The sequence below is a fragment of the Dysgonomonas sp. 521 genome (assembly GCF_010501055.1).
In the GTDB taxonomy this organism is placed as follows: domain Bacteria; phylum Bacteroidota; class Bacteroidia; order Bacteroidales; family Dysgonomonadaceae; genus Dysgonomonas.
Map to the genome: position 1 here is coordinate 1 of NZ_QVMO01000039.1, position 26,591 is coordinate 26,591.

General features: G+C 40.4%; 21 protein-coding genes. 17 read left to right on the plus strand and 4 right to left on the minus strand.

From position 1 onward, the window contains the following. Window positions 1-455: 455 nt before the first annotated feature. From D0T84_RS11880 to D0T84_RS11890, 3 genes are all read left to right on the plus strand, one after another. Window positions 456-1,118 (plus strand): hypothetical protein, encoded by a 663-nt coding sequence (locus tag D0T84_RS11880; RefSeq protein ID WP_185155732.1) that lies wholly within the window; start codon window positions 456-458, stop codon window positions 1,116-1,118. A 335-nt stretch (window positions 1,119-1,453) separates the two neighbouring features. After that, window positions 1,454-1,924, plus strand: a complete 471-nt coding sequence (locus tag D0T84_RS11885; protein WP_163308092.1) for a BON domain-containing protein — start codon at window positions 1,454-1,456, stop codon at window positions 1,922-1,924. Continuing rightward, window positions 1,925-2,293 carry a LysM peptidoglycan-binding domain-containing protein gene (locus D0T84_RS11890; RefSeq protein ID WP_163308093.1) on the plus strand — a complete coding sequence of 123 codons (369 nt, stop codon included), beginning with the start codon at window positions 1,925-1,927 and terminating at the stop codon, window positions 2,291-2,293. 243 nt (window positions 2,294-2,536) lie between these two features. On the opposite strand, the gene D0T84_RS11895 is transcribed toward D0T84_RS11890, so the two are convergent. Beyond that, a complete protein-coding gene (locus D0T84_RS11895; protein WP_163308094.1) occupies window positions 2,537-4,663 on the minus strand; it encodes a Tex family protein in 2,127 nt (708 codons plus the stop codon). A gap of 468 nt (window positions 4,664-5,131) precedes the next feature. Beyond that, a complete protein-coding gene (locus D0T84_RS11900; RefSeq protein WP_163308095.1) occupies window positions 5,132-6,457 on the minus strand; it encodes an MFS transporter in 1,326 nt (441 codons plus the stop codon). 600 nt (window positions 6,458-7,057) lie between these two features. Here D0T84_RS11900 and D0T84_RS11905 point away from each other — a divergent pair. The 12 genes from D0T84_RS11905 to D0T84_RS11960 all read left to right on the plus strand — a co-directional run bounded on the left by D0T84_RS11905 (window position 7,058) and on the right by D0T84_RS11960 (window position 22,485). Then, window positions 7,058-8,260 carry an L-serine ammonia-lyase gene (locus D0T84_RS11905; RefSeq protein ID WP_163308145.1) on the plus strand — a complete coding sequence of 401 codons (1,203 nt, stop codon included), beginning with the start codon at window positions 7,058-7,060 and terminating at the stop codon, window positions 8,258-8,260. 258 nt (window positions 8,261-8,518) lie between these two features. Beyond that, the gene (locus D0T84_RS11910) at window positions 8,519-10,549 is read left to right on the plus strand and encodes a transketolase (protein WP_163308096.1); all 2,031 of its coding nucleotides are present in this window, start codon (window positions 8,519-8,521) and stop codon (window positions 10,547-10,549) included. A gap of 381 nt (window positions 10,550-10,930) precedes the next feature. Beyond that, window positions 10,931-11,377 carry an RpiB/LacA/LacB family sugar-phosphate isomerase gene (locus tag D0T84_RS11915; RefSeq protein ID WP_370525501.1) on the plus strand — a complete coding sequence of 149 codons (447 nt, stop codon included), beginning with the start codon at window positions 10,931-10,933 and terminating at the stop codon, window positions 11,375-11,377. Window positions 11,378-11,442: 65 nt separating this feature from the next. Continuing rightward, complete coding sequence (locus D0T84_RS11920) at window positions 11,443-11,991, plus strand: nuclear receptor-binding factor 2 (RefSeq protein WP_255495337.1); 549 nt, start codon at window positions 11,443-11,445, stop codon at window positions 11,989-11,991. 12 nt (window positions 11,992-12,003) lie between these two features. After that, window positions 12,004-14,433, plus strand: coding sequence for a DUF3160 domain-containing protein (locus D0T84_RS11925; protein ID WP_163308098.1), 2,430 nt, complete (start codon window positions 12,004-12,006; stop codon window positions 14,431-14,433). Next, window positions 14,427-15,353: a CapA family protein gene (locus D0T84_RS11930; RefSeq protein WP_163308099.1), complete on the plus strand. Its 927-nt coding sequence runs from the start codon at window positions 14,427-14,429 to the stop codon at window positions 15,351-15,353. Before D0T84_RS11925 ends, D0T84_RS11930 begins: the two co-directional genes overlap by 7 nt. Window positions 15,354-16,119: 766 nt before the next feature. Continuing rightward, window positions 16,120-16,989 carry a glucose-1-phosphate thymidylyltransferase RfbA gene (rfbA, locus tag D0T84_RS11935; RefSeq protein ID WP_163308100.1) on the plus strand — a complete coding sequence of 290 codons (870 nt, stop codon included), beginning with the start codon at window positions 16,120-16,122 and terminating at the stop codon, window positions 16,987-16,989. A 2-nt stretch (window positions 16,990-16,991) separates the two neighbouring features. Further along, the gene (locus tag D0T84_RS11940; protein WP_163308101.1) at window positions 16,992-17,540 is read left to right on the plus strand and encodes a DUF3806 domain-containing protein; all 549 of its coding nucleotides are present in this window, start codon (window positions 16,992-16,994) and stop codon (window positions 17,538-17,540) included. Window positions 17,541-17,551: 11 nt separating this feature from the next. Continuing rightward, window positions 17,552-18,100 carry a dTDP-4-dehydrorhamnose 3,5-epimerase gene (gene rfbC, locus D0T84_RS11945; RefSeq protein WP_163308102.1) on the plus strand — a complete coding sequence of 183 codons (549 nt, stop codon included), beginning with the start codon at window positions 17,552-17,554 and terminating at the stop codon, window positions 18,098-18,100. A gap of 18 nt (window positions 18,101-18,118) precedes the next feature. After that, window positions 18,119-18,898, plus strand: a complete 780-nt coding sequence (locus D0T84_RS11950; RefSeq protein ID WP_370525502.1) for a glycoside hydrolase family 25 protein — start codon at window positions 18,119-18,121, stop codon at window positions 18,896-18,898. Between the two features lie 22 nt (window positions 18,899-18,920). After that, window positions 18,921-19,922: a S41 family peptidase gene (locus tag D0T84_RS11955; protein WP_163308104.1), complete on the plus strand. Its 1,002-nt coding sequence runs from the start codon at window positions 18,921-18,923 to the stop codon at window positions 19,920-19,922. Window positions 19,923-20,202: 280 nt separating this feature from the next. Beyond that, window positions 20,203-22,485: an NADP-dependent malic enzyme gene (locus D0T84_RS11960; protein WP_163308105.1), complete on the plus strand. Its 2,283-nt coding sequence runs from the start codon at window positions 20,203-20,205 to the stop codon at window positions 22,483-22,485. A gap of 141 nt (window positions 22,486-22,626) precedes the next feature. On the opposite strand, the gene D0T84_RS11965 is transcribed toward D0T84_RS11960, so the two are convergent. Next, window positions 22,627-23,697 carry a glycosyltransferase family 4 protein gene (locus D0T84_RS11965; RefSeq protein ID WP_163308106.1) on the minus strand — a complete coding sequence of 357 codons (1,071 nt, stop codon included), beginning with the start codon at window positions 23,695-23,697 and terminating at the stop codon, window positions 22,627-22,629. A 794-nt stretch (window positions 23,698-24,491) separates the two neighbouring features. Between D0T84_RS11965 and D0T84_RS11970 the strand changes: the two genes are divergently transcribed. Both D0T84_RS11970 and D0T84_RS11975 read left to right on the plus strand, forming a co-directional pair. Further along, window positions 24,492-24,755 carry a DUF2089 family protein gene (locus tag D0T84_RS11970; protein ID WP_163308107.1) on the plus strand — a complete coding sequence of 88 codons (264 nt, stop codon included), beginning with the start codon at window positions 24,492-24,494 and terminating at the stop codon, window positions 24,753-24,755. Then, window positions 24,745-25,365 (plus strand): hypothetical protein, encoded by a 621-nt coding sequence (locus D0T84_RS11975; RefSeq protein WP_163308108.1) that lies wholly within the window; start codon window positions 24,745-24,747, stop codon window positions 25,363-25,365. The genes D0T84_RS11970 and D0T84_RS11975 overlap by 11 nt, the downstream gene beginning before the upstream one ends. Window positions 25,366-25,441: 76 nt before the next feature. On the opposite strand, the gene lpxB is transcribed toward D0T84_RS11975, so the two are convergent. Beyond that, the gene (lpxB, locus tag D0T84_RS11980; protein ID WP_163308109.1) at window positions 25,442-26,584 is read right to left on the minus strand and encodes a lipid-A-disaccharide synthase; all 1,143 of its coding nucleotides are present in this window, start codon (window positions 26,582-26,584) and stop codon (window positions 25,442-25,444) included. Window positions 26,585-26,591: the final 7 nt, after the last annotated feature.

The following is a 26,591-nucleotide window of genomic DNA, read 5'->3' on the forward strand; positions in this document are numbered from 1 at the left end:
TGCTAATGAAAACATTTTTTGAAAAGTTAGGAATGAACCCAAACTCTAAAAAAAATAAGCGGATAATTAATGAACTAAAACAATATGGGACTATTTCCGCTTAAAAAAGCTGTTTTTATAACGAACTATTGTTAAATTATAAAAGTTCTCTATGATTTGATTGTCATTTACAAGTTGTTTTATTTTCCGGGTTGTTATACCCTGTCTATTAAAAAAATCACTGATGTACAACTCATATATACTCAAACGATTTTTTGAGTTGCCTGGTTTTAAACCGAACAGATACTTAAATGCTAAAATTATGGGAGAACTCATTAAGATAGCCACCTAGGCAGCTTAACTATCATGGAAATTTTAACGAACTATTGTGAAAAATAAAGTAAATTAATTTGCAATTTCATCAATACTTTCTTTCCTTTGCTATAGGAGGTTACAATATTAAATACATAATAACTATGAAAAATAAATATCTATTGTTATTCGTTTCTTCTCTTTTTCTCATTATATCATTAAATGCACAAGAAGAGAATAAAAATGAGTATGTATTTGAAGAATTTAGAGACGGGCGTCTGGTTTTTAAAAAGGGCAATGCCGTTCTTGCTAAATTTAATTATGATGCTTTAGACGAAAGAATGATGTTTCTTTCTGATGATGGTACGATATTAGAACTAGCCAATCCTACAGAAGTATCTTTTGTTAATATAGACGGGCATATCTTTGAACATATTAAAGGTAAAACCTTTTATGAAAGAATTAATTATGATGATCTCACTTTATATATCCAATGGAAGTACAAAGCTGAATCGAAAGGCAAGGCCAGTGGTTATGGCACGACCTCTAAGACCAGCTCTATTTCAAACATTTCAACAATAAGTAGAGATGGGAAGAATTTTCAATTAGATATTGCAGAAAACTATTCCTTTAAGTCTAATAATTACTATTATATAAAAATAAAAAAGAACCAAAAACGATTTTATTCTGCCGACTCTTTAGCCAAACTCTTCAAAGGCCATGAAGATGAAATAAAAAAATATATAAAAGATAAAAACATTGACTTTAACAACATTGATAACATAAAGACTGTTGCTGAATATTGCTCTCAGTTTATAAAAGAATAAGTTAATAGTTATTATTATCATTAATTTTTAAGGTTAGATAGTTTAAATTATCTTACCAATTATGCTATGCAAAATATTACAGGCTTCATCTAAAACTTTATAGAGTCAACATATTCTTTAATAATAAAAGGTACAATCCAAAACAACAATCAATAAAAAATCAATTATAAAAAATCTTTTATATTTATTTCAAATATTTTTTCATACTTTTACGACAACGAACAAAACACAACCAATATTGTTTTAATTACATGATAATTATTATACACGCTTGACAAAAAACACTCCGAAAATAAATACAACTCTTATATTGTTAAACAATTAATTATGTTAAAATGAAAAGATTAGTTTTAATTCTTACGTGCGCTTTACTATCCAGCGCAATGTTCTATTCTTGCAAACCAAGTGATGAAAAATTACAAAAGCAAGTCGAAACCGTTTTGTCAGCAGCTCAATCTTCTGTTACTGGAACAGTGAAAGATGGAGTTGTTACCCTTAATGGTACAGTAGACTCCGATGAAGCTAAAGCTGCAGCTGAAGTAGCAGTAAAAGCTATCAAAGACATCAAATCTGTGACTAACAATATCGAAGTAAAACTTCCGGTTGTTATCAATCCTGACGAAGTTCTTACCACTGCCATCACTACAGCTCTTACTGCTGCCGGATTTAAAGATGTGAAACTTACCGTTAGCGAAGGCGTGGTAACATTAACTGGAGACGCTAAGAAAGCTGATCTTCAGAAAATAATGGAAATAGCTAATTCTGCACAACCTAAGAAAGTTCTTAACCAATTAAAATTGAAATAAATGAGCTTAAACGATAAATATGCCAAACTAGTGCAATATGCACAGGCATCAAATGTAGAAAACCTCACTGTTGTAGAGCAAGATAGCGTACTATATGTTACAGGCTCGGCTACTGCACCGGTAAAAGACCGTATCTGGGCTTTGTACGATGAAATCGATCCTGATATGCGTTCAGGAGACCTGGTACTTAAAATAGATGTAATCCCTGGAGGAGAAGAGATCTATGAAGTAAAAGCCGGAGACAGCCTGAGCAAAATAGCTAAGAACTATCCGGGAATGACTTGGCAGAAAATATTCGAAGCCAACAAAGATCAACTTAAAGATCCTAACATTATTCATCCCGGACAAAAGCTTGTTATTCCATTATAATCAAGTATAACCCACCAAAAAGACAGGACTCTTAGAAACTGTTTAAATTTTATTCGTTCCAATTTTTAGGGATGTTTTAGAGATGTTTTTTTCTTTCTTGAAACGATAATAGCGGGCTATTTGAGTTGAGAGAAAGGAAAAAACAGCCGAAAACAGACTAAAAATGAACGAAGAAAAAGGTATAATAAAATATTCGTATAAAATTTAAACAGTTTCTTAATATCCTGTCTTTTTTTTATTCATTTACATCGCTTTCATCGACAATTGTACCCTCTTACGTGCCAAATCCACAGAAAGAACCCTTACCTCTACATGCTGATGTAGCGATACCACTTCGGTTGGATCGGAAACAAAACGGTCTGCCAGTTCCGAAATGTGTACCAGGCCATTTTCTTTAATACCTACATCTACAAAACAGCCGAAATTTGTAATATTAGTCACAATACCCGGCAGAACCATGCCTTCACGCAGATCCTCTATAGTCTTTATATTCGGGTCGAATTCAAACACCTTTATCCCTTTACGAGGGTCACGTCCGGGCTTGTCCAGCTCTTCCATTATGTCATTCAGGGTAGGCAAACCAACCTTGTCGGATATATATTTATCCAGTTCGAGAGACTTCTTCAACTCCTTATTATCTATCAGTTCCTTTACGGTACACTTCAGGTCTTTTGCCATTTTTTCCACCACATGGTAACTCTCCGGATGAACAGCAGAATTATCTAGCGGATTGTCAGCACCCGATATACGTAGGAAGCCCGCGCATTGTTCAAAAGCCTTATCTCCCATACGGGGTACCTTCATCAACTCTTTGCGGGATTTAAACGCCCCGTTAGCAGCGCGGTAATCCACAATATTCTGAGCCAATACCGGACCAAGACCCGAAACGTATGTAAGTAAGTGCTTACTGGCAGTATTTACATTCACCCCAACAAGGTTTACACAACTTTCTACAGTCAAATCGAGGGATTTCTTCAACTTCGTTTGATCTACATCGTGTTGGTACTGCCCCACTCCGATCGACTTCGGATCAATCTTTACCAGCTCAGCCAAAGGATCCATCAGGCGGCGGCCTATAGAAACAGCTCCCCTGACAGTAACATCGTAATCGGGGAACTCTTCACGGGCTATTTTCGATGCGGAATAGATAGAAGCCCCGTTCTCACTTACTACAAATACCTGCACCTTCTTTTCATAACGCAGATTTGTGATAAAACGTTCTGTTTCACGGCTTGCCGTACCATTACCGATGGCTATAGCGTCTATATTGTAGGCAGATACCATCTTCACAACCTTATTTCCGGCCTTAGAGGTCTCATTCTGCGGTGGATGGGGGTATATTGTCTCATTATGAAGCAGGTTTCCTTCTGCATCGAGGCAAACAAGCTTACAGCCTGTACGATATCCGGGGTCGATACCCAAAACCCGCTTCTCACCCAACGGAGCAGCCAGCAACAACTGCCTCAGGTTCTCGGTAAAGACACGAATAGAATCTTCATCTGCTTTTTCTTTAGATGACGCGCTAAACTCCGTTTCTATCGATGGTTTCAACAATCGCTTATATGCATCTTCAATTGCATCCGCCACATAGTTAGTAGCCTCATTATCATTATCGCCTTTAAGGAAACGTTTATCTAAGCGTTCCAAGGCCGCATCTTCATCCGGTGAAATATTCACACGGAGAAAACCTTCCGATTCCCCGCGACGGATTGCCAGTATCCTGTGAGAAGGCACTTTACTCAGTTTTTCCGAAAAGTCAAAGTAATCACGGTACTTATCTCCTTCCTCCTCTTTTCCTTTTGCCACCTTTGAGGTAAGGACAGCTTCACGCTGAAACAGGTTACGCATGGCATTACGCGCATATTCGTCTTCATTTATCTGTTCGGCAATAATATCGCATGCCCCGGCGATAGCCTCTTTCACATCTTTTACATCTCCTTTTACAAAAACCTGAGCCTTTGCTTCAACATCAATCTTTTGTTGAAGCATTATGATATTTGCCAATGGTTCAAGACCTTTTTTACGGGCAATTTCTGCACGGGTCTGCCTTTTGGGCTTATATGGCAGGTAAATATCTTCCAGTTCGGACGGATTCCAACAATTATCTATACGTGTTTTAAGCTCAAGTGTCAGCTTTTCCTGTTCCTCTATAGACTTTAATATTGTTTCCCTGCGTTTTACCAGTTCCTTGAGTTTGTCATTCTGCTCTTTTATAGCCATAACCTGCACTTCATCGAGCCCGCCTGTCACCTCCTTACGGTAACGGCTGATAAACGGAATTGTAGCACCCGATTCAAGCAAATCTACTGTTTTCGAGACTTGTGATTCTTTGATATTTAAAGCCGAAGCTATTATACTTTTTATTGCCATCCTTTATTTATTTCAAAATCCTTTATTATCGCTGTTTTTACTAAAAAGTGACAAAAGTGACAGGTTTAACAGCACTTTTTCGTGTTACCTTTTCCTATCCGTAGCATCCTGTAGTAAGATAAATTTATTCTTACAAGACAGACAAAGATAAGCCAAAAAACAATATTTTTCTAGGGCAAACGCATCAAAATCCACAAAGTTGTTTTCAGGCTCATGTAGTCACTCTGTTTGTTTAGCAAAAATTTCCATTACAGGCTCTGACGATTTATTGACTTCGTCGATTCTTTGAATTCTTAGCAATTTTTTAATGCTCTTTTTACCGTATTTTTTCCTTTTCACATACATCTATCAAATAAACAAGCCATTAATAATCAAAGCCATATCATCCTATTGTATATAAACTCTATTAAGTACAAAAAAAGCCTGCTAAAAATTTAGCAGGCTTCCATATATTATTCAAATTAGAGATTAATCTACAGGAATGTCCTTATTTACATTCTTACTACCGATTAATGCATAATACAGCAGGAATGCAAGTCCCAGTACAATTACCCAGTAACTGGTCATATAAGTTGACATATCGGCTACTTTGTTCTGGATTAATGGAAGAACTCCTCCACCAACTACCATCATCATAAATATACCCGAAGCGGCCGCTGTATATTTACCTAAGCCTTCTACAGCAAGGTTGAATATACCACCCCACATGATAGATGTACAAAGACCACACAATACCAACAACAATGCTGCTAACGGAACGTCAACCATTGCGAAAGAACTTCCTGTAAATACAGGCATTGAGGTCATTATACGTGGTAAGAACATAGCAAGTAATACAAATGCAATACCAAGGCCAGAAGCACCTGTCAACATCAATTTACTGGATACTTTACCTCCGATTATACTTCCTAAGAAACGACCAATCAGCATAAGGAACCAATATGTAGCGGCAACAGAACCTCCGATAGAAGTTGCAATTTTAGGATCCAAACCGGCACCCTTGTCCGTTACGTCTGCAAGGAAGAAGTTCAAAGTTCCAGGAATACCTATTTCCACACCTACATATACAAAGATACCAATAGCTCCTAATATAAAGTGACGGAATGCCCACGGAGAATGTTCATAAGTAACATTTGCTTTCGAACTAGTTTTAGGGTCTTCAATTTTAACAAAAGAAAGAGCAATAAATGCCACAGCAAATACACCCATTGCGATAAACAACACAAGGTTTACGTCTGTAATAGCAGTTGCCGGTGTTATCTGACCGATTAATGCAGCTACAAATAGAGGTGTTAATGTTCCGGTCAATGAATTGAATGTTCCACCTGTTTGGATCAATTGGTTACCTCTGTTACCTCCGCCACCTAGAAGGTTAAGCATCGGGTTAACAACAGTGTTAAGCATACATACAGAAAAACCTGCAACGAATGCACCCAACAAATAAACGTAGAAATTGGCAGGTAAGCTGAACAATTCAGCACCAACACCTAAAACTCCTGATAAATATTGAATAAAAACTCCCAAAAATCCTACAGCGATAGCAACCAATGCGGTCTTTTTATATCCTATCTTAGTAAGCATTTTACCAGCAGGTATCCCCATAAAGAGATAAGCCAGGAAATTCATCATATTACCCAACATTCCCAAGAAGTTAGAACCTTCAAGTGCTGGCTGGTTTTTCCAAATAACCCCTATTGGCGCGGCAAGATTTGTCACGAATGAAATCATTGCAAACAAGATTATCATTGTCGCAATAGGCACAATAGGTAAACTTTTTTTCTCTGTACTACTCATGATTAATTTTTTACATTAGATTGTTTTATAGTATTATCAATTTTATTCAATACGTCATTGGGCCAATCTTCACAACCCATTCTGAGAATTCAAGGGGTAATTAAATTACACAAAACTAATTACCCATTGATTCTCATCGGATATGGTTAGTATCCAAAATTCATGGTTGTTTAGGTCAAGTGAAGATTGTTATTAAAAAATCGATGTAAAAATACTTATCTCTTTTCAGCTGTCATCCATAAAAAAACGTGTTATACAACATATTTCTTTCACGTTCAAAATTCATTTCTTTTTATAGCATCCTGCAAGCTTGTTTTACCTCATTTATATCTTTTTGTTTTAACTAAAAATAATGCATGAAACCTATTTCCAGATAATCAAACTGTTACCTTTTACCACCAACTTCACACTATCAAAAATTATCGAAATTTTATAAAAAACCTTACTCTTTGAAAGGTCTTGTAAAATCACAGATATTTGTAAAATTTCTTAATTCCATTTTTTATGGGATTAACAATATTTAATATTGCTACTTTTGTGTTCCTGTTCAGAGCTGAACACAAAGTTAGAACAAATGTTATAGCATATAAACTAAGTATCATGGAATCTATTCGCAACTTGTACAAAATCGGGCACGGGCCATCCAGCAGCCATACAATGGCTCCGCAAAAAGCAGCGTTAATGTTTAAGAATGGAAACGAATATGCGTCATCATTCAAGGTAACTTTGTATGGTAGCCTTGCAGCCACCGGAAAAGGACACATGACCGATGTCGCCATTATAAACACGCTTCAGCCCTACCCCACCGAAATAGTATGGGAACCCGGGATTGTATTGCCTTTTCATACCAATGGCATGAAATTCGAGGCTATTGTAAAAGGCGAACCCGTAAAAGAATGGATTGTGTATAGCATTGGTGGCGGAGACCTTTCCGATGGGAAAACCAAAGTAAACAAAGAAACATTGTATGACAAAAATACAATGAAACAGATACTTGAATGGTGCCAGAAAACCGGTAAAACATTCTGGGAATATGTGGAAGATACCGAAGGAAAAGAAATATACGACTATCTGCTGGAAGTATGGAAGACGATGGAAGCCGCCATCCACCGAGGAATAGACGCCGAAGGACTTTTGCCCGGAGGATTGGGGTTGCAACGCAAGGCTTCTATGTATAGCATCAAGGCCAAAGGATATCAGGGCTCAATGAAAAGCCGGGCGCTGATCTATTCGTACGCGTTAGCTGTCTCCGAAGAAAATGCCAGTGGCAATATAATCGTTACCGCGCCTACATGTGGTTCGAGCGGTACCCTGCCCTCCGTATTATACCACCTCAATGTAAACCACAACTTTAGCGACCAGAAAATAACAAGAGCCCTTGCCACAGCAGGTTTAATAGGAAATATAGTGAAGACAAACGCTTCGGTTTCCGGAGCGGAAGTAGGTTGCCAGGGAGAGATAGGCGTTGCCTGTGCAATGGCTGCCGGAGCCGCCTGCCAGTTATTCGGCGGTTCGCCCCAACAAATAGAATATGCCGCAGAAATGGGGCTCGAACACCACTTGGGCTTGACCTGCGACCCTGTTTGCGGACTTGTACAAGTACCGTGCATCGAACGAAATGCCTTTGCTGCTGCGCGGGCGCTAGATTCGTGCTCGTTCGCCATGTTATCGGATGGCAAGCACCTTATCAATTTCGACAAGGTAGTCCGCACCATGCAACAGACAGGGCACGACCTGCCTAGCCTGTATAAAGAGACATCTATGGGTGGCCTTGCTGTAAATCTGGATCATCCGGAAGAGTAAAATGTTGCATAACTGCCAATTATATTATTCATTGATATTTCTGATAGTTAGCCATTTATTATAGACATTAAAAGCTAAAAACATGACATGCTTATTGTAAAAGGATGATATATAAACACCTGTATCACTCATATTTATAATAAATGTACAAAATACACTTTTTTCTTAAAATAATAGCTCATTTAATTTTAAAATACGTGCATATTTCATACTTTTGCAAAATAATGTAAATTCAACAACAAATCTTAATATATATTTATGAATTCAATCGCCTTATTAAACAAATCTGCGGACAACATCCGTATCTTATCAGCTTCGATGGTCGAAAAAGCCAACTCGGGTCACCCTGGTGGTGCTATGGGTGGTGCCGACTTTATCAATGTCCTTTTCAGCGAGTTTATGGTCTATGACCCCGAAAATCCAAGCTGGGAAGGTCGCGACCGCTTCTTCCTCGATCCGGGGCACATGTCACCGATGTTGTACTCCACGCTTTGTCTGGCAGGCAAGTTCAGCCTGGAAGACCTACAGCAGTTTCGCCAGTGGGGCAGCGTAACCCCAGGCCACCCCGAAAGAGACCTTAGCCGCGGTATCGAAAATACCTCCGGCCCATTAGGGCAAGGCCATACATTTGCCGTAGGAGCCGCCATCGCCGCTAAATTCCTCAAACACCGCTTCGGCGAAACTATGAGCCAAACCATCTATGCCTTTATCTCCGACGGAGGCGTACAGGAAGAAATCTCACAAGGCGCAGGCCGCACAGCCGGACACCTGGGACTCGATAACCTGATAATGTTTTACGACTCTAACGGCATACAGCTTTCTACCAAGACAAAAGAAGTTACAGAAGAAGACGTAGCCGCCAAATATACAGCATGGGGCTGGCGTGTCATCACCATCAACGGGAATGACGCCACCGAAATCCGTGCCGCACTGACAGAAGCCAAACTAGAAAAAAACAAGCCTACCCTGATTATAGGTAAGACCATCATGGGCAAAGGCGCCGTAAAAGCAGACGGCAGCAGCTTCGAAAACGAAACAGAGACACACGGCCAGCCACTGACAGCCGCCGGAGCCTCTTACGAAAAAACCATCGAAAAACTCGGCGGAGACCCGAAGAACCCGTTCGCTATCTTCCCCGAAGTGCAAGAACTCTATAACAACAGAAAGAAAGAGCTCAAAGAAATAGTAGCTAAAAAATATGCCGAAAAAGAAGCTTGGGCTAAACAAAACCCTGAACTGGCTGCTAAGATGCAGAAATGGTTCGACGGCTATGTACCGCAGATAGACTGGGCTGCCATCCAGCAGAAACCCAACCAGGCTACCCGTGCCGCCTCAGCTACCGTACTGGGCGTACTGGCAAAAGAAGTAGAAAATATGGTTGTCTCTTCTGCCGACCTTTCCAACTCGGACAAGACAGACGGCTTCCTGAAGAATACCCACAGTATGAAGAAAGGCGACTTCTCGGGAGCCTTCCTGCAAGCCGGGGTATCTGAACTGACAATGGCCTGCCTGTGCATCGGTATGACACTGCACGGCGGTATTATCGCTGCCTGCGCCACTTTCTTCGTATTCTCCGACTATATGAAGCCTGCTATCCGTCTGGCAGCCCTGATGGAACTGCCCGTTAAGTTCATCTGGACACACGATGCCTTCCGCGTAGGCGAAGACGGCCCTACCCACGAACCGGTAGAACAGGAAGCTCAAATACGCCTGCTGGAGAAACTGCAAAACCACCACGGACACAATTCCATGCTGGTACTGCGCCCTGCCGATGTGACCGAAGCCACCATCTCGTGGAAAATGGCTATGGAAAACCAGTCTACACCTACAGGCTTGATCTTCTCCCGCCAGAATATCAACGACCTTCCGGCAACAACCAGTCGCTATACAGAAGCCCTGCAGACAGAAAAAGGAGCCTATGTAGTACAGGAAGACGAGAATTACGATGTTATCCTGTTAGCCTCCGGCTCGGAAGTATCTACCCTTGTAGACGGTGCTAAATTATTGAAAGAAGACGGCATCAGGACACGTATCGTTTCCGTGCCATCCGAAGGACTGTTCCGCACACAGACAGAAGCTTACCAAGCAGAGGTATTGCCACAGGATAAGAAGAAATTCGGACTGACTGCCGGACTACCGGTCACCCTTGAAGGCCTGACAGGCGACAAGGGAAAAGTATGGGGTATGAAATCCTTCGGTTTCTCTGCACCATACAAGGTACTGGACGAAAAGTTGGGCTTCACCGCAGAGAATGTATATAATCAGGTGAAACAGTTAATTAATAATTAGCACTCCCTCTCCCCCAAAAGAGGAGGAGTACAGAGAGGATATCCCCGCTGGCGCGGATATTCCCTGTCTTGTAAGAAGGAGGACAGCTAAAACAGTTAAAGACTGACAGTTATTTAGAAACTGTTTAAATTTTATACGAATATTTTATTATACCTTTTTCTTCGTTCATTTTTAGTCTGTTTTCGGCTGTTTTTTCCTTTCTCTCAACTCAAATAGCCCGCTATTATCGTTTCGAGGAAGAAAAAAACATCTCTAAAACATCTCTAAAAATTTGAACGAATAAAATTTAAACAGTTTCTTACAATTATAAACCACATACGGCCTTGCCTGTTCCTCCCCTTTGGGGGAGGTCAGTAGGGGTGTTATAATTCATTGTTCATTTTGAAACTTCAAAATAAACCCATTGGCTTGGCTTGTGACCACGCCGGCTATGACATCAAGCAATATATTATTGGTTTGTTTAAAGCACAGGGCATCAGTTATATCGACTATGGTACCGATAGTACCAACAGTGTGGACTATCCCGACTACGGTCATAAACTGGGCACAGCCATTGATGCGGGCGACTGCAACTATGGAATTGCTATCTGTGGTACAGGCAATGGTATCAATATGGCACTCAACAGGCACACGAAGGTAAGAAGCGCCCTTTGCTGGAACGTGGAAGTGACCCGCCTTGTCAGGATGCACAACGATGCCAATGTGCTGACCCTCCCCGGAAGGTTTATCACCGAGGAGGAAGCTTACAGGATGATTGAGGTGTTCTTCGATACTCCTTTCGAAGGAGGGAGACACCAGAAACGTATCGATAAAATTCCTTGCATTTGATTCTAAAATGCAGATTAAGACAAATAAAGGGAGGCTGCATAAGCTTCCCTTTTTATCATATATTTATGCGGACAAAACTATATTTTATCATTCTTCTAACCATCAACTTATTATCTTGCAATAAAGATAAAAATACATTTATTGTAAAATCCGGAGATAAAGACCTGACAATAAACCTGCATACATATTCCGACACGCTATCAGCGATAGAACTACGCATAGACGATAGCCTGCACTCAAGCTGGCCGTTGCGATATCCTGTTTACCAGTTCGACCACGGGAATATAACAGGAGACAAAACCGTTATTGCTGTTGGAGTAATAAAACCTACACGTTTTGACCCAAAACCCGATAAACGGCTTTTCCTGTTTAAAATAACAGACGACAACTATATCCGCCCCTTGTGGCTCGGCTCACGCGTAGCACAGCCTTTGGAAGATTTCAAGGTAATAAACAGCCTTGAACCAGCCTTGATAAGAACAATAGAGAGGGAGCAGGATGGAACATTTCTGGTTGCAAAATATAAATGGCGTGGCTTTGGTCTGGAATTTATTGATTATATTAGACGCGGAATTTCGTTAGAGGAAGCTCAAAAATTATTACAAAAAGGCTAACACATACTAACTATGAGAAAATTAACCTTGTTCTTCATTATCACAGTTATATTATTTACAGGATGCAAGACAAAAGTAACCGAAAACAGTGAACCGAAAACGGCTACAACCACGGAAATAATAAATACGCCGGCTCAATCCTTTCTGACATCAAACACCGATTTGCCCCAATCCATCGACTTACAGCAGGATATCAGCAACTTATCTTTGCAGGATTTACGCTTGTTGAGAAACTATCCATATGCTTTACATGGGCTATACTTTATGGAGGCAGACTTGAACGCCTATTTCAGGACAAATACAAAGTGGTATGAAAGTCTTGTATATAAATTGTGGGATGACGATAAAATGCCGCTGGATTATAAAGAAGTGAATTTGATGGCCGAAGAACAGGCTTTTGTAGACAAAATAGACAAGCGTATTGAGGAATTAAAACAAACCAACTTCGTAAAAAAGGGAAATTATAATCTGGGTAATTATACCAATATAGTCAACCTCTTTCAGTTCAAAGAAATAGATCAGGAATTTGTCGATAAAATCGGGAAAAACAACTTTGCCATCACCACTGGTGCAAACCTACAATTGTTTCATGTATATGAAGAAAATGACTACAATCAGGTTCCCAACTTTATTACTACAGACCTGTACCTACAGGCTTTCCATATGTTTTTCTCATACACGCTGAAAAGCCTTGAGCAGGAAAAATTTATCCCTATCTTATCCGATTTATGCTTGGGACTTTACAATGAGTCGATGCGTATAGCCCAAACAGAAAATGAGGAGATAAAAGCTCTGGCTGAATACAATGCCGTATTCTATGCTATCCCTTATTATTTTCTGGCAAATAAAACACTGACAGTGCCAAGCCAGTATCAGGAGGCGTTTCGTACCGAAATAGCTAACATAGATAGGCAGTCCGATGCTCCGTCTCAATTTCTTTCATTTACAGACGCAGACTTTCCATATAGCTTGTTCAAGCCGCGCGGACATTATACCCGCAAACCAAAAATGCAGACATACTTTAAAGCAATGATGTGGTTGCAAACAGCACCATTCTGCCGCGATGAGGTTGAAAAACTGAAACAAACAATCTATACAGCAATACTATTGAATACAGCTAAGACGAAAAGTGGTAAACCGTTAATGGCCGAATATAAAGCGGTATATGAACCTATTGTATTTCTGGTTGGGCTTCCCGATAACCTATCTATTATGGATATTGCCCTGTATCTGGAAAAAGAGAAGATAAACAGCCTGGATGATGCTTTATCGCCAACGAATATTACCAAAGTAGATAAAATGCTGATAGAACTGGCGAAAACACGGAATGTAATCAGACCTGAAATAGAAATAAGTTGTAAGGACAAAATCAACTTTATGCCTCAACGGTATCTGATCGACAATGATGTCATCCAAAAACTTGTAGATGTGTCTAAAAACGCTAAACGCGCATACCCTAAAGGATTGGATGTATTTGCTGCCTTTGGCTCTAAATCGGCAAATGATATTCTCGACAACTTTTATAAGGAAAAGGATAACTGGAGTAAATATCCCGAAAGAATGAAGGAAATGCAAACGAAGTTCAACAATTATAACGGTTGGAACAGTTCTATATATAACAAATGGATAGAAAGCCTGATTGAACTGCAAAAGCCGGATAAAAGTTATCCCGAATTTATGCAAACAAAAGCATGGGATTATAAAAACCTGAATACCTCCCTGGCTTCGTGGGCAGAACTAAAACATGACGCAATCCTGTATGGAGAACAACCTATGTCTGCCGAATGTGGCGACGGAGGCCCCCCTGCACCGGTGGTAGTTGGTTATGTAGAGCCAAACCTGAAATTCTGGAGCAAATTATCTGAAATGGTTTCCCTGACAGAAACACTACTGAATAAGAATAACCTGTTGACTCCTGACCTGAAAGGAAAAACTGAACAGTTAGCAGATTATGCAAGTTTCCTTATTCAGGTGACAAAGAAGGAATTGGCTAAGCAGAAACTAAGTGAAACAGAATACCAGACAATAGAATATATGGGCAGCAGTATCGAATACTTCACCTTGTCAGTTATCGACCCCGATTTGCATCTGGACAACTGGTCGCTGGTACAAGGCCCTGATAAGTCAATTGCCGTGGTGGCCGACATCTATACACGCAATGTTCCGGGATGTAACAAAAATGGGATTCTGCATGTTGCTGCCGGAAACGCTAACAATATCTACGTTGTTGTCGAAATAGACGGTTACCTCTATCTGACCAAGGGCGCTACATTCAGTTACTATGAATTTGTGCAACCATTGGGAACACGTCTCACTGACGAGGAGTGGCAGAAAATGCTGGAAGATAAAAAAGCCCCTTCTATCCCAGATTGGATGAAAGGTTTGGTGATAGATAAGGAACCAAGAACAGACGAACGGATTTTCTATAGTTCAGGTTGTTAAGAGAGATACTCCATATTATAATTTTAGCATGGTGCATACTTTTATGCAACTCGTGCAAACAAGAAAAGTACCAAGACGAACATCTCACCATCTGTTTTACAGGAGATGTTCTTCTTGACCGTGGTGTGCGTGAACAAATCGGGAAGAAAGGTATAGAATTTTTATTTGAAGATGTTGCTCCTGTTTTTAAAAATGCCGATGCTACCGTTATAAATCTGGAATGTCCTGTTACGAAAACGATCTCACCTATCAATAAAAAATATATTTTCAGAGCCGAGCCTGAATGGTTTCCTACCCTCAAAGAAAATGGGATAACACATGCAGCCCTAGCTAACAATCATTCGATGGATCAAGGGCGTAGCGGCCTGGAAGATACATACAGGCACTTAAGTGAAGCCGGCATAGTACCAATTGGGTATGGGAAGAATGCCAGAGAAGCGAGTAAACCTGTATTTATCGCCAAAGATGAAAGCTGTGTAGCTATATTCAATGCAGTAACCCTCCCTCTCGAAAATTGGGTGTATCTGGAAGACAGGCCGGGAATAAACCAGACTTCGATAGAAACTTTAGTTACTCAAATCAAGGAATTAAAAACCGGTAAGCCGGATTTCTATATAGTAGTTATCCTACATTGGGGAATCGAATTTCAGAAAGAGCCTACAATCAAACAACGAAAAGAAGCATACCAGTTGATTGATGCAGGTGCGGATGTTATTATAGGTCATCATCCGCATATACTACAGAAAGAAGAAATCTATAAAGAAAAGCCAATTTTTTATAGTTTGGGAAATTTCGTTTTCGACCAGAGTATGCCTGCTGCAAAAGAAAGTACAATTATCCAGATTAATTTTGAAAAAGATGGCTTTTCTTTCGAAAAGTATCCTGTGAAAATAAATAACTGTAAACCTGAGTTGCAATAAGTAAAGAAGTTAATAATTTATGTCAATCAGTAGTTGATAAGTTAAATGTTCTTTTCTATCTGCGCGCAATCACAGATTGCTTACCTTACTTTTGGCCGAAGCTCCAAAAGTAAGCAAAAAAGCATTGCGCCCCGCTTCGCCGTACGACCCACCATCGGCTTGCCGGCTGAATGAAGTGATGAAAGATTCATCATTGCAATAATTGGCAGACGATGCTTAAAAGCGCCCGCACTTCATTCTACGCCGCCTGCACCGGGTGGGTACCCCGTACGCTTGCTAACGGCGCTGGCTGACGCCTGATTTGCAGGGTCTATCCTCTGTCTTGACGTTGCGTCGCGACTCCGTGCATCTGTTCCGCAGGCGGGGNGGGTCGCCGAGGGACAAAGCACTAGCCTTTTGCCTTCTTTTGGGCAATGCCAAAAGAAGGGGCAAGCCCGGGAGGGCGCGGCAGTAGGGAACTGCGACTAATATATTTAGCCTGAGATAGCCTTTATGTAAAAAATAAAAGAACGTTTTTAAGTAGCGAGGGCAGAACTGAATTAAAAATTCATGTTATGCCGAGTCACGACAAACAACGTTCACAGGAGCGAAGCGTATGTAAAACGACTAATGGAATTGAACACATAATTTAAACAAAACGAAATACGGATTCACATAATTTACTATATTTGCAGAATATAGGATGCGGCTCGGCAATCTCAAGCAAGCTTGACTGTACTCGGCTTTCACTATAACTATATTTGCATATTAAACAAACATAAACGCTATGAAAGGAATTATTCTAGCCGGAGGAAGCGCTACAAGGCTTTTTCCTTTATCTAAGGCTATCTCTAAACAGATTATGCCTGTGTATGATAAACCGATGATATATTACCCGCTCTCTACATTGATGTTAGCTGGTATTCGTGAAGTCCTGATTATATCCACACCACGGGATTTGCCGATGTTCAGGGAGTTATTGGGAACAGGAGAAGAGTTGGGAATGAAATTCGAATATGTCATACAGGAGGTTCCGAACGGGCTTGCACAAGCTTTTGTTTTGGGAGAAAAATTTCTGAATGGCGAACCAGGATGCCTTATATTAGGAGACAATATGTTTCATGGGCAAGGATTTTCTAAAATGCTTCGTGATGCAGCTTCAATAGAAAAAGGCGCTTGTATTTTTGGATATTATGTAAAAGATCCTCGTGCTTACGGTGTGGTAGAATTTGACGAAAACAACAAAGTCCTTTCTCTGGAAGAAAAACCGGAAAATCCAAAATCCAATTATGCTGTTCCCGGTCTTTATTTCTACGATAAAACAGTTACAGAAAAAGCCAAAGCGCTGAAACCATCAGCCAGAGGCGAGTATGAGATTACCGATTTGAACAAATGCTATCTGGAAGAAGGTAGCTTACAGGTTCAGTTATTCGGACGTGGTTTTGCCTGGCTCGATACAGGTAACTGCGACAGCTTATTGGAAGCAGGAAACTATGTAGAAACTGTTCAGAACCGGCAAGGATTTTATATTTCATGCATAGAAGAAATCGCATGGCGCAATAAATGGATCGATGATAGCCAACTACAGGCTTTAGGTAAAAAACTGGATAAAACGGCATACGGACAATATATTCTCAGCTTAATAACAGATAAATAAATATGGCAAAAAAGTACGATGACCTGGAGGACAAAGATTATGAGGACAAATCCTTTGAGGCCGAAGGCCAGACTATAAATTACAAAATATCCACAGTAGAACCTGTAGAACAGGATTTTATAAACCTGAACGAGACAGACAGGGAGTTCATAGATTACTGCCTCGGAGATGCTGATGATTTATTAAAAACACTTGAGAATAAAAGTATTTCAGACTATACGGCAAAAGACTTGGATGAGCTATTATTCAGATGGAATAACAAGAAATATGATTTCAAATATTTTGAAGAAGTTCAGTTTGTCAATGCAATCGGAGCAGCTTTCGGTAATTATCTGAACAGGACTTTCAATACGATATGGTCTGTTATCAGCGATGAATACGGAACGGACTACGCATGTATCTCAACAGGAGAATTTAATTATCAGTTATTCCCCTTCAGTTCGGTATGGAAAGCTATAGAACAGAACAGGGAAGATTCATTAAATGCCATAATTCTTATTGTACAGAAGAATATAGAAGGCAACAGTGATTATAAAACAACAGAAGAATAACAAATCATAATATGAAATTTACAGAACAATCGATAAAAGGAGTCTGGGTCATCGAACCAAAAGTATTTACCGATGAAAGGGGCTATTTTATGGAATCTTATAAAAAAGAAGTTTTTGAAGGACATGTAGGCAAAATCAACTTTATACAGGATAATGAATCTAAATCGACCCGTGGAGTATTGCGTGGCCTACATTATCAGACGGGGGAATATTCACAGGCTAAATTAGTGAGAGCCCTTAAAGGGTCGGTACTGGATGTAGCAGTAGACTTACGTAAATCCTCTCCTACTTTCGGACAATACATAGCCATAGAACTATCCGAAGAAAACAAGAAACAATTCTTTATCCCCAGAGGGTTCGCTCATGGTTTTCTGGTATTAAGCCCGGAGGCTATATTTTCCTATAAGGTAGATAATGTATATGCCCCAACACATGAAGCATCTTTATTATGGAACGACCCTGCTATCGGCATCGATTGGGGTATAAATGAGCAGGAACTTATATTATCACCAAAAGATAAAATTGGAAAACTGCTATCCGAAGCCGTTCTTTTCGATTAAGCGCAAATGACAAAAAAGGTGCAAAGAAAACGGACTAAAAGAAGAATAAACAGAAAACAGTCAAAGGATAAAAACATAAAGAAATATATCCTGTCTTTTAGTATAGCTGTATGCTTTGGCATTGCAGCTTTCTTTGTCATAAGAGGATTTTTTGAAGAACCCGAATCATTTGATTCCGGCAAGTATTTTGTAAAAGGCATAGATGTTTCCCATCACAATCCGATATTGAACTGGGAAAATGTAATGGAACAGAATATTACCTTTGCTTATATGAAGGCGACCGAAGGGAATAGCCATCTGGATCGGAATTATGAATTTAATTACGGCCTGGCACGGAAAGCGAATGTCAAAGTCGGATCCTACCATTTCTATACCTTTGCCCTATCGGGAGACGAGCAGGCAAACCACTTTCTCAAAACAGCGAAATTCAATGAGGGGGATCTTATACCGGCCATCGATGTGGAACATTCCCCTGCAAATCCGTACAGCAAAGACAAAGAATTCGTAGCGATGGTTATCCGTGAACTAAAAATCATGGATAATAAACTGTATGAACATTTTGGTGTACATCCTGTAATATATACAAATAAAGACTGTTATAAACTATATATAAAAAATAACTTCCCCGACAATATTATATGGATGTGCGACCTGCATAAAGAACCATCCGATGATATTAAAAATTGGAAAATATGGCAATTTTCCCATAAAGGCGAGTTACCCGGTATAGACGGGCATATCGACTTGAATTACTATCGCTATACATTTGCCGAATTTAAAGAATTATTGCTACCTTGAGGCGCAAAAATTAAATGAACCGATGAAATACCCATATATATTAATACCTCTTATTTGCATCCTTTTATCTGGTTGTTTCAAAGAGGACAATTATGAAAATTCGAAAAAAGGCAATTTTGAAGCCCTGTGGAAAATAATGGACGAGCATTATTGCTTCTTCAGCTACAAAGCTGTAGACTGGAACGAAGTATATGACCGTTATTCGCAGCGTATCAGCGAGAATATGGATAATGAAGCGTTATTTACCGTACTGGGGGAGATGCTCGCCGAGGTTCAGGACGGGCATGTAAATCTGGTGGCCACACACAATGTTGCACGGTACTGGAAATGGTTCGAGGATTATCCTGATAATTTCGACAGTAAGATCCAAAAAAACTACCTTGGTACAGACTATGGCATTGCGGGCGGGCTAAAATATAAAATCCTCGATGATAACGTAGGATATATATATTATGGAAGCTTTTCGAGCGGTATCGGAGAAGGAAATATCAATCAGGTACTTGACCGTATGGCTATATGTGAAGGGATTATCCTCGATGTGAGGGATAACGGCGGCGGTTTGATGACAAATAGCGATAAACTGGCCTCACATTTTTTCAACGAGAAGACACTGGTTGGCTATATGCAGCATAAGACAGGCAAAGGACATGACGATTTTTCAGAACCGTACGAGATATATGTGGAACCGTCAGACGGAGTCAAATATCAGAAGAAAGTTATAATCCTTACCAACCGCAGTAGCTATAGCGCGGCCAATGATTTTGTAAATGCTATGCGGTATGCGCCCAACGCTGTTATAGTTGGAGACAGAACCGGAGGTGGTAGCGGGATGCCATTTTCTTCCGAACTTCCTAACGGCTGGTCAGTCAGATTCTCTGCATCGCCTGTCCTCGACGCGAATAAAGCACATACAGAGTTCGGTATTGATCCGAAGATAAAAGTTGATATGACAGATGAAGATATGGGCAATGGTATAGACACAATAATAGAAAAAGCCCGGGAATTGATAAAAAATCAAGGATAAGGTTACCACCTATTCGCTAACTACCCAAACGTAACATTCACAGTCCGTTACAATTAACAACGTAACATCAAATTCTAGCGCCCACCCGAAAATATCTTTTTGAAATTAAAATTTCTTAAAACGCAAACCTTATCCACTGAGCTCAAATACAAAAATGTTATAAAACATATCAAAAAAATCAAAATGACTGAGAGGTATTTCAGCATTATCAATTTCATTTTTCCTAACTTTGTGATAGAACAATGTGTAAATATTACAAACCTGTAAAACACTGACAGCCATGCCTAAAATTACAAAAGAAGCGGCGTTAAAGTACCACAAAGACGGGAGGCCGGGAAAAATAGAGGTAGTACCATCCAAACCCCACAGTACACAAACAGACTTGTCTCTCGCCTATTCTCCGGGAGTCGCTGAGCCGTGCCTCGAAATAGAAAAAGACCCTCAACTGGCGTACGACTATACGACAAAGGGTAATCTGGTAGCTGTAATATCAAACGGAACGGCAGTATTAGGCTTAGGCGATATAGGAGCCTTGGCAGGCAAGCCCGTTATGGAAGGTAAAGGCCTGCTGTTTAAGATATATGCGGGTGTAGACGTATTTGATATAGAGGTCGATGAAAAAGATCCAGAGAAGTTTATACAGACAGTAAAAGCGATCTCCCCTACTTTCGGGGGCATTAATCTGGAAGATATAAAAGCACCCGAATGTTTTGAAATAGAGAGAAGGCTGAAAGAAGAACTGGATATTCCGGTAATGCATGACGACCAGCACGGAACTGCAATTATTTCCGCCGCGGCATTGCTAAATGCCCTCGACATAGCTGGAAAGGACATATCAAAAATAAAACTTGTAGTAAACGGAGCCGGAGCATCAGCCATTGCCTGCACTAAATTATATATGAAGTTTGGTGTACAAAAAGAAAACATCATTATGTGCGACAGCAAGGGGGTGTTAACAACAAGCAGGACGAACCTGAGCGACACAAAAAAAGAGTTTGCCATAGACAGCAATATCACGAGCCTTGACGAAGCCATTGAAGGCGCGGATGTATTCTTAGGATTATCCAAAGCCGATGTGCTTACCAAAGAAATGGTTCGTAAGATGAACCATACTCCTATCGTATTTGCTCTGGCAAACCCGAACCCTGAGATTTCATACGAAGAAGCGATGGCGTCACGGGACGATATTATCTTTGCTACAGGACGTTCCGACTACCCTAATCAGGTAAATAATGTGCTGGGATTTCCATACATTTTCAGAGGAGCACTTGACGTAAGGGCAACCGGTATAAACGAAGAAATGAAACTGGCGGCATCACGCGCTATTGCCGAACTTGCAAAGGAACTGGTTCCTGATGTAATCAATACCGCGTATGAAATAAAAAAACTAAAATTCGGCAAGGATTACATTATCCCGAAACCGCTGGATCCGCGACTATTGACAACTGTATCTACCGCCGTGGCTAAAGCGGCTATCGACAGCGGCGTTGCCCGTAAGGTAATAACAGACTGGGACGAATACCAGAACAGGATTTCTGAAATGATGGGCTATAGCAATAAGCTTATCCACCGCCTTACAGCTATAGCCAAGAGCGAAAAGAAACGTGTGGTTTACTGTGAAGGTAATCACGTCAATACCATAAAGGCTGCTATTATTGCCCAAAAAGACAATTTGTGCGAACCTATCTTATTGGGCAGTGAAGAACGGATAAGGAATATAGCTAAAGATAACGGGCTCGACCTGAATGGCATTGAAATAATCAACCACAGGAATATTTCGGAAGATGTGCGGCGTGCACGTTATGCCCAGATATTAAGCGAAAAGAAATCGAGAGAAGGTATCCGCTATCAGGAAGCTTTCGAAAAGATGAGCGACCGTAACTACTTTGGTATGATGATGGTAGAAACCGGAGACGCGGATGCCGTAATTACAGGTATTTACAGCCATTACCGCGAATTTGCCAAGACAGCGTTGGAGGTAATAGGATTACAACCTCAATATAAGCACTTTGCAGCCATGCATATCGTGCAGACTAAGAGAGGCCCGTATTTCCTTGCGGATACGCTTATAAACCGCTGGCCTGAAGAAGATGTACTCATTGAGATTGTGAAACTGGCTCATGATACGGTGAAATACTTTTCCACAGAGCCTGTCGTAGCAATGCTATCTTTTTCTAACTATGGGGCGGACGATAACGGCAGCCCGAAAAGTATTTCGAACGCAATAAAGTATTTCCACGAAAATTATCCGGATTACGATATCGACGGAGAAATGCAATTGAACTTTGCCATGAACAAGGAGTTAAGGGATACAACTTTTCCATTCAACACCCTGAAAGGTAAAGATGTGAACACCTTGATATTCCCTAACCTGAGTTCTGCGAATATATCCAGTAAGCTGTTGATGGAACTGGGGATTGCCGGCGAGAGTATAGGGCCTATACAGATGGGATTGCGTAAACCTGTCCATTTTACAGACATAGAAAGTTCTGTAAGGGATATTATAAATCTTACTACCGTGGCTGTAGTGGATGCAATAGCAAACAATCAGGAGACAAAATAAAGAATCCTTGTAGGGGATGTCTCAAAAACAAAAAGCATTATTGTCATTGCGGGGTTGACCCGCAATCCCCTGATAAACATAGTGGTTTTAAGGAGATCCCGTGTCAGGCACGGGATGACAGGCTTTTGAGGCACCCTCTTATTATAATACACTATCGATAACTTTTTCCATCTTCTCTACCGCGTTGTCCCAGCTGAAGCGTAAAACATAGTCGTGCCCACGCTCTGCTAAAGCTATGCGATAATCGTTATTATTTATCAGATAAGATATTCTATCCGCCATTTTTTCCGGGTTTCTTGTTTCTACCAGCAATGCTGTTTCGCCTTCGAAGGCGTATTCCTTATGCCCCTCGATATCAGTGCAGATCAAAGCGCATCCGCAAAACATAGACTCTACGGACACCAGCCCGAATCCTTCTGTAAAGCTATTCGATATGAAGATGGAGTTACAGTTATATATATTACACAGATCGTCAGGATCCCTGTGATATTTAATCCAGTCCGGCAGCCCTTCCGGAGATGGGGATATACCAAACAGATCGACCTGTAGTTCCGGTATTTGCTCTTTTACCAGATACAATGCTTCCAACCCATATTTTGAACCCTTGATTTCCTGGAGGGAATACATCATGGCAACACTCGCTGCAGTACGGCTTTCTATCCTGTCCTTAATATAGTATATATTGTTGTCGATACCATTTTCTATCAGTTCAATCCTGTTATTGGTATGTTGCTTTACTATTTTCTGCAAATATGACGCAACCACTACATTTACCGTATCTTCCATATTATAAGAAGAATATAGCAATTCCTCGTGTCCTTCCCAATTTTCGAAGCCTTGTATCAGGTTTATCTTTTTCCCCTTTTGGGGAGAGAGCGCTCCCATATCCAATACTGTAGACCACCATGTTGCGATAACAATATCCGCGTCAACCACATATTTATCTCTTACTTCATTCACATAAGACATCGTTATATCGGGGTCGAACTCAAACCATCTATCGCTGTCGAACCGCTCTATCTTAGACAGGATGCAACGGACAAGGTATGGCAGTCGGTATTTCATAAACCTTGTCTTTATAGGGAAAGTCAGGTGCACCTGATAACCCTTGTATGCCATACGGTTCGCATATTCATACATTACACGGAAACCTCCGGCAGGGCGGCGGGGCTTGAAAGGCAGTATAAAATTGATTCTTATATCGTTTTTCATTACTTTTTTATTTCTGTACAAATATAGTGAAAGCCGAGCGCAATCAAGCTTGCTTGAAATTGCCGAGGCGCATCCTATATTCTACAAATATAGTGAAAGCCGAGCGCAATCAAGCTTGCTTGAAATTGCCGAGGCGCATCCTATATTATGCAAATATAAGGAGATTATAAGACTCTTCTGAATTTTTGTAAAGTAAACCCATAGATTTCATATCCATGTTACTAAGCCAAAGAAAATTTATCTATTACAAGGAGTTCTTTGAAATAATGGTCAAGATAGCTAAATATAACATGAAAAGGTTACAATCAAAAACAACATAATAACTGTCACTTTTGTCACTTTTTGTATATAATGCGAATCAAGGGTTGCTCTGGGTTGCAGTATACTATTATAAATCAATCTTCTGTTTTGCAGTCAGGGTTCTAAGTCCACGAAGTGGGCTAATATGGATAACTACGGGTACAACCCGTGGAAAAATCGGATAGGGAGAGGCCGTCTCCGTAGGAGGCGAATGGTATTTGTTTTTGCTATTTGCCTCCTACGGAGACATATTCTTCTGTCAGTCCCTGCCACGGGTTTTACCCGTGGTTATCCACCTTCAGTCCCTTCGGGACAATAAGTTACTGTGTTTTTTAACCCTTGATTCGCATATATAAACAAATAACAGTTTTTTTACTCTTAAAATATTTCCGATTAATCAATCTTGATATTTATCAAACAAAATCTAAATATTATTCAAATATATTTTAATATTATTAAAACAAATATTATATTTGTAAAAAAACAGATAAAATATGTTACCTTGTAATTGTCCAAGTTGTCAGACACAACTAAAAGTAAAAAGCCTTGCATGTGAAAACTGTGGTACTGAAGTACACGGTTTGTATGAACTGCCTGTACTGGCGCGCCTGGCTGTAGATGAACAGGATTTTATCCTCAAGTTTGTAAAGAATAGCGGCAGCCTGAAGGATATGGCTAAAGATCTGGGGTTAAGCTACCCCACTGTAAGAAATTTGTTAGATGATATAATCGAAAAACTTAAAAGCTATGAAAAGTAAATCTCGCATTTTTGCATGGTTGTTCCAGCCATTTCAGTTTATTGCCGGCGGCAAAGCTCTCGTATTTGGACTATGCATCATGTTATTGCTATCCATTATCGGATATTTAGGAAATACGCATTTCAACGGGGTAATCGGTATGCAGTATGCTCCGTTGTCACACCCGACAGCCTACATTGTACATATTGCTTATCAGGTTATAGCCCTTATTTCCATGACAGCGGTCTTTTATATTACAGCCCGTGTTACATCAAAATCCTCGGTAAGGGTAATTGATATTGCCGGAACAATGTCACTGTCGCAGATCCCACATGTCCTTTTCGGATTGATTGGGCTGATTCCGGCTGTTCATCTCGAAATAGGCAATATAGATACTGCAAACATTGCTCAGGTTATGGCTATATTGAAAGAAAATATAATACTGATGGCAGCCATCTCAGTAACTTCAATAATAATAATCGTATGGTCTATTGCCCTCAAGTATAACGCTTATTCGGTGTCTGGAAATATAAAAGGTATAGTGGGCGGAGTATCCTTTGCCATAGCGTTGATTGTGAGCGAAATTATATCTAAAATCCTTATCTATATCGTTGTTCCATTTTTACATTAACCACCAGGTAACAAGCAAAATAGAATCGAAATATAGTGTAAAACATACGGAACGCCTGACATAAAGAGAGAGAGGATTAACCCTCTCTCTTCAATTTTTCTATAATAATACCGGCCGCCCGCCCCGATGCTCCGGGCTTACCGAGTATCTCTATGATTTCATCATAATCTGCCAGCATTTTATTACGGTAAACAGTATCATCCAACAGTTTATTTACCTCATTTTTAATCGTATCCACCGAGAAAAATTTGGCAAACAGTTCCTGCACCACTACCCTGTCTGCTATCAGGTTTACCAGAGAGATATACTTCGTATGCAACAGGTTCTTAAATACCCAATATACAATATGTGGTATAGGCGTTTTATAACATACAACCTGAGGAATCCTGAATAAACCCGTTTCCAACGTTGCCGTACCGGAAGTGACCAACGCCGCTTCCGCATATTGTAACAATCGGTATGTCTGTCCGAAAACAATCTTACAGGATTTGCCTCCTATATATTTTTTATAATAATCGGGTTCTATGCCCGGCGCCCCTGCTATCACAGCCTGATAATCGCCAAAACCGTCGATGGCTTCGAGCATAGCGGGCAGGTTATCTTTGATCTCCTGCTGACGGCTTCCGGCCAATAAGGCTATCACAGGCTTGTCGCTAAGGACATTCTCCGAGATGAATTTATCGCGGGTATCGCCTTTGTTTTCCTCCCTGAAATTAGCCACCGCATCTACTACAGGATTGCCCACATAATCGATATGGTAATCATGTTTCTTATAGAAATCGACCTCAAAGGGAAGAATAGAGAGCATTTCATCCACATACTTCTTGAATGATTTTACCCGATACTCTTTCCATGCCCATACTTTAGGCGATATATAGTAATAAACGGGTATCTGCGTATGCGTTTTGATATACTTGGCAACTTTGAGGTTAAATCCGGGATAGTCGATCAGGATAAGGACATCGGGCTGAAACCGGATAACCTCTTCCTGGCACATTTTCATATTCCGCAAAATAGTCCTCAGATTTAGTAAAACAGGGATAAAGCCCATAAAGGCCATTTCGCGGTAATGCTTTACCAGCCTTCCTCCCTGAGCCTGCATAAGGTCTCCGCCAAAGAAACAGAATTCGGCATCCGCGTCCTGCTTCTTTAAGGCTGCCATCAGGTTCGATCCATGCAGATCGCCGGAGGCTTCTCCTGCTACTAAAAAGTACTTCATTGTTGAC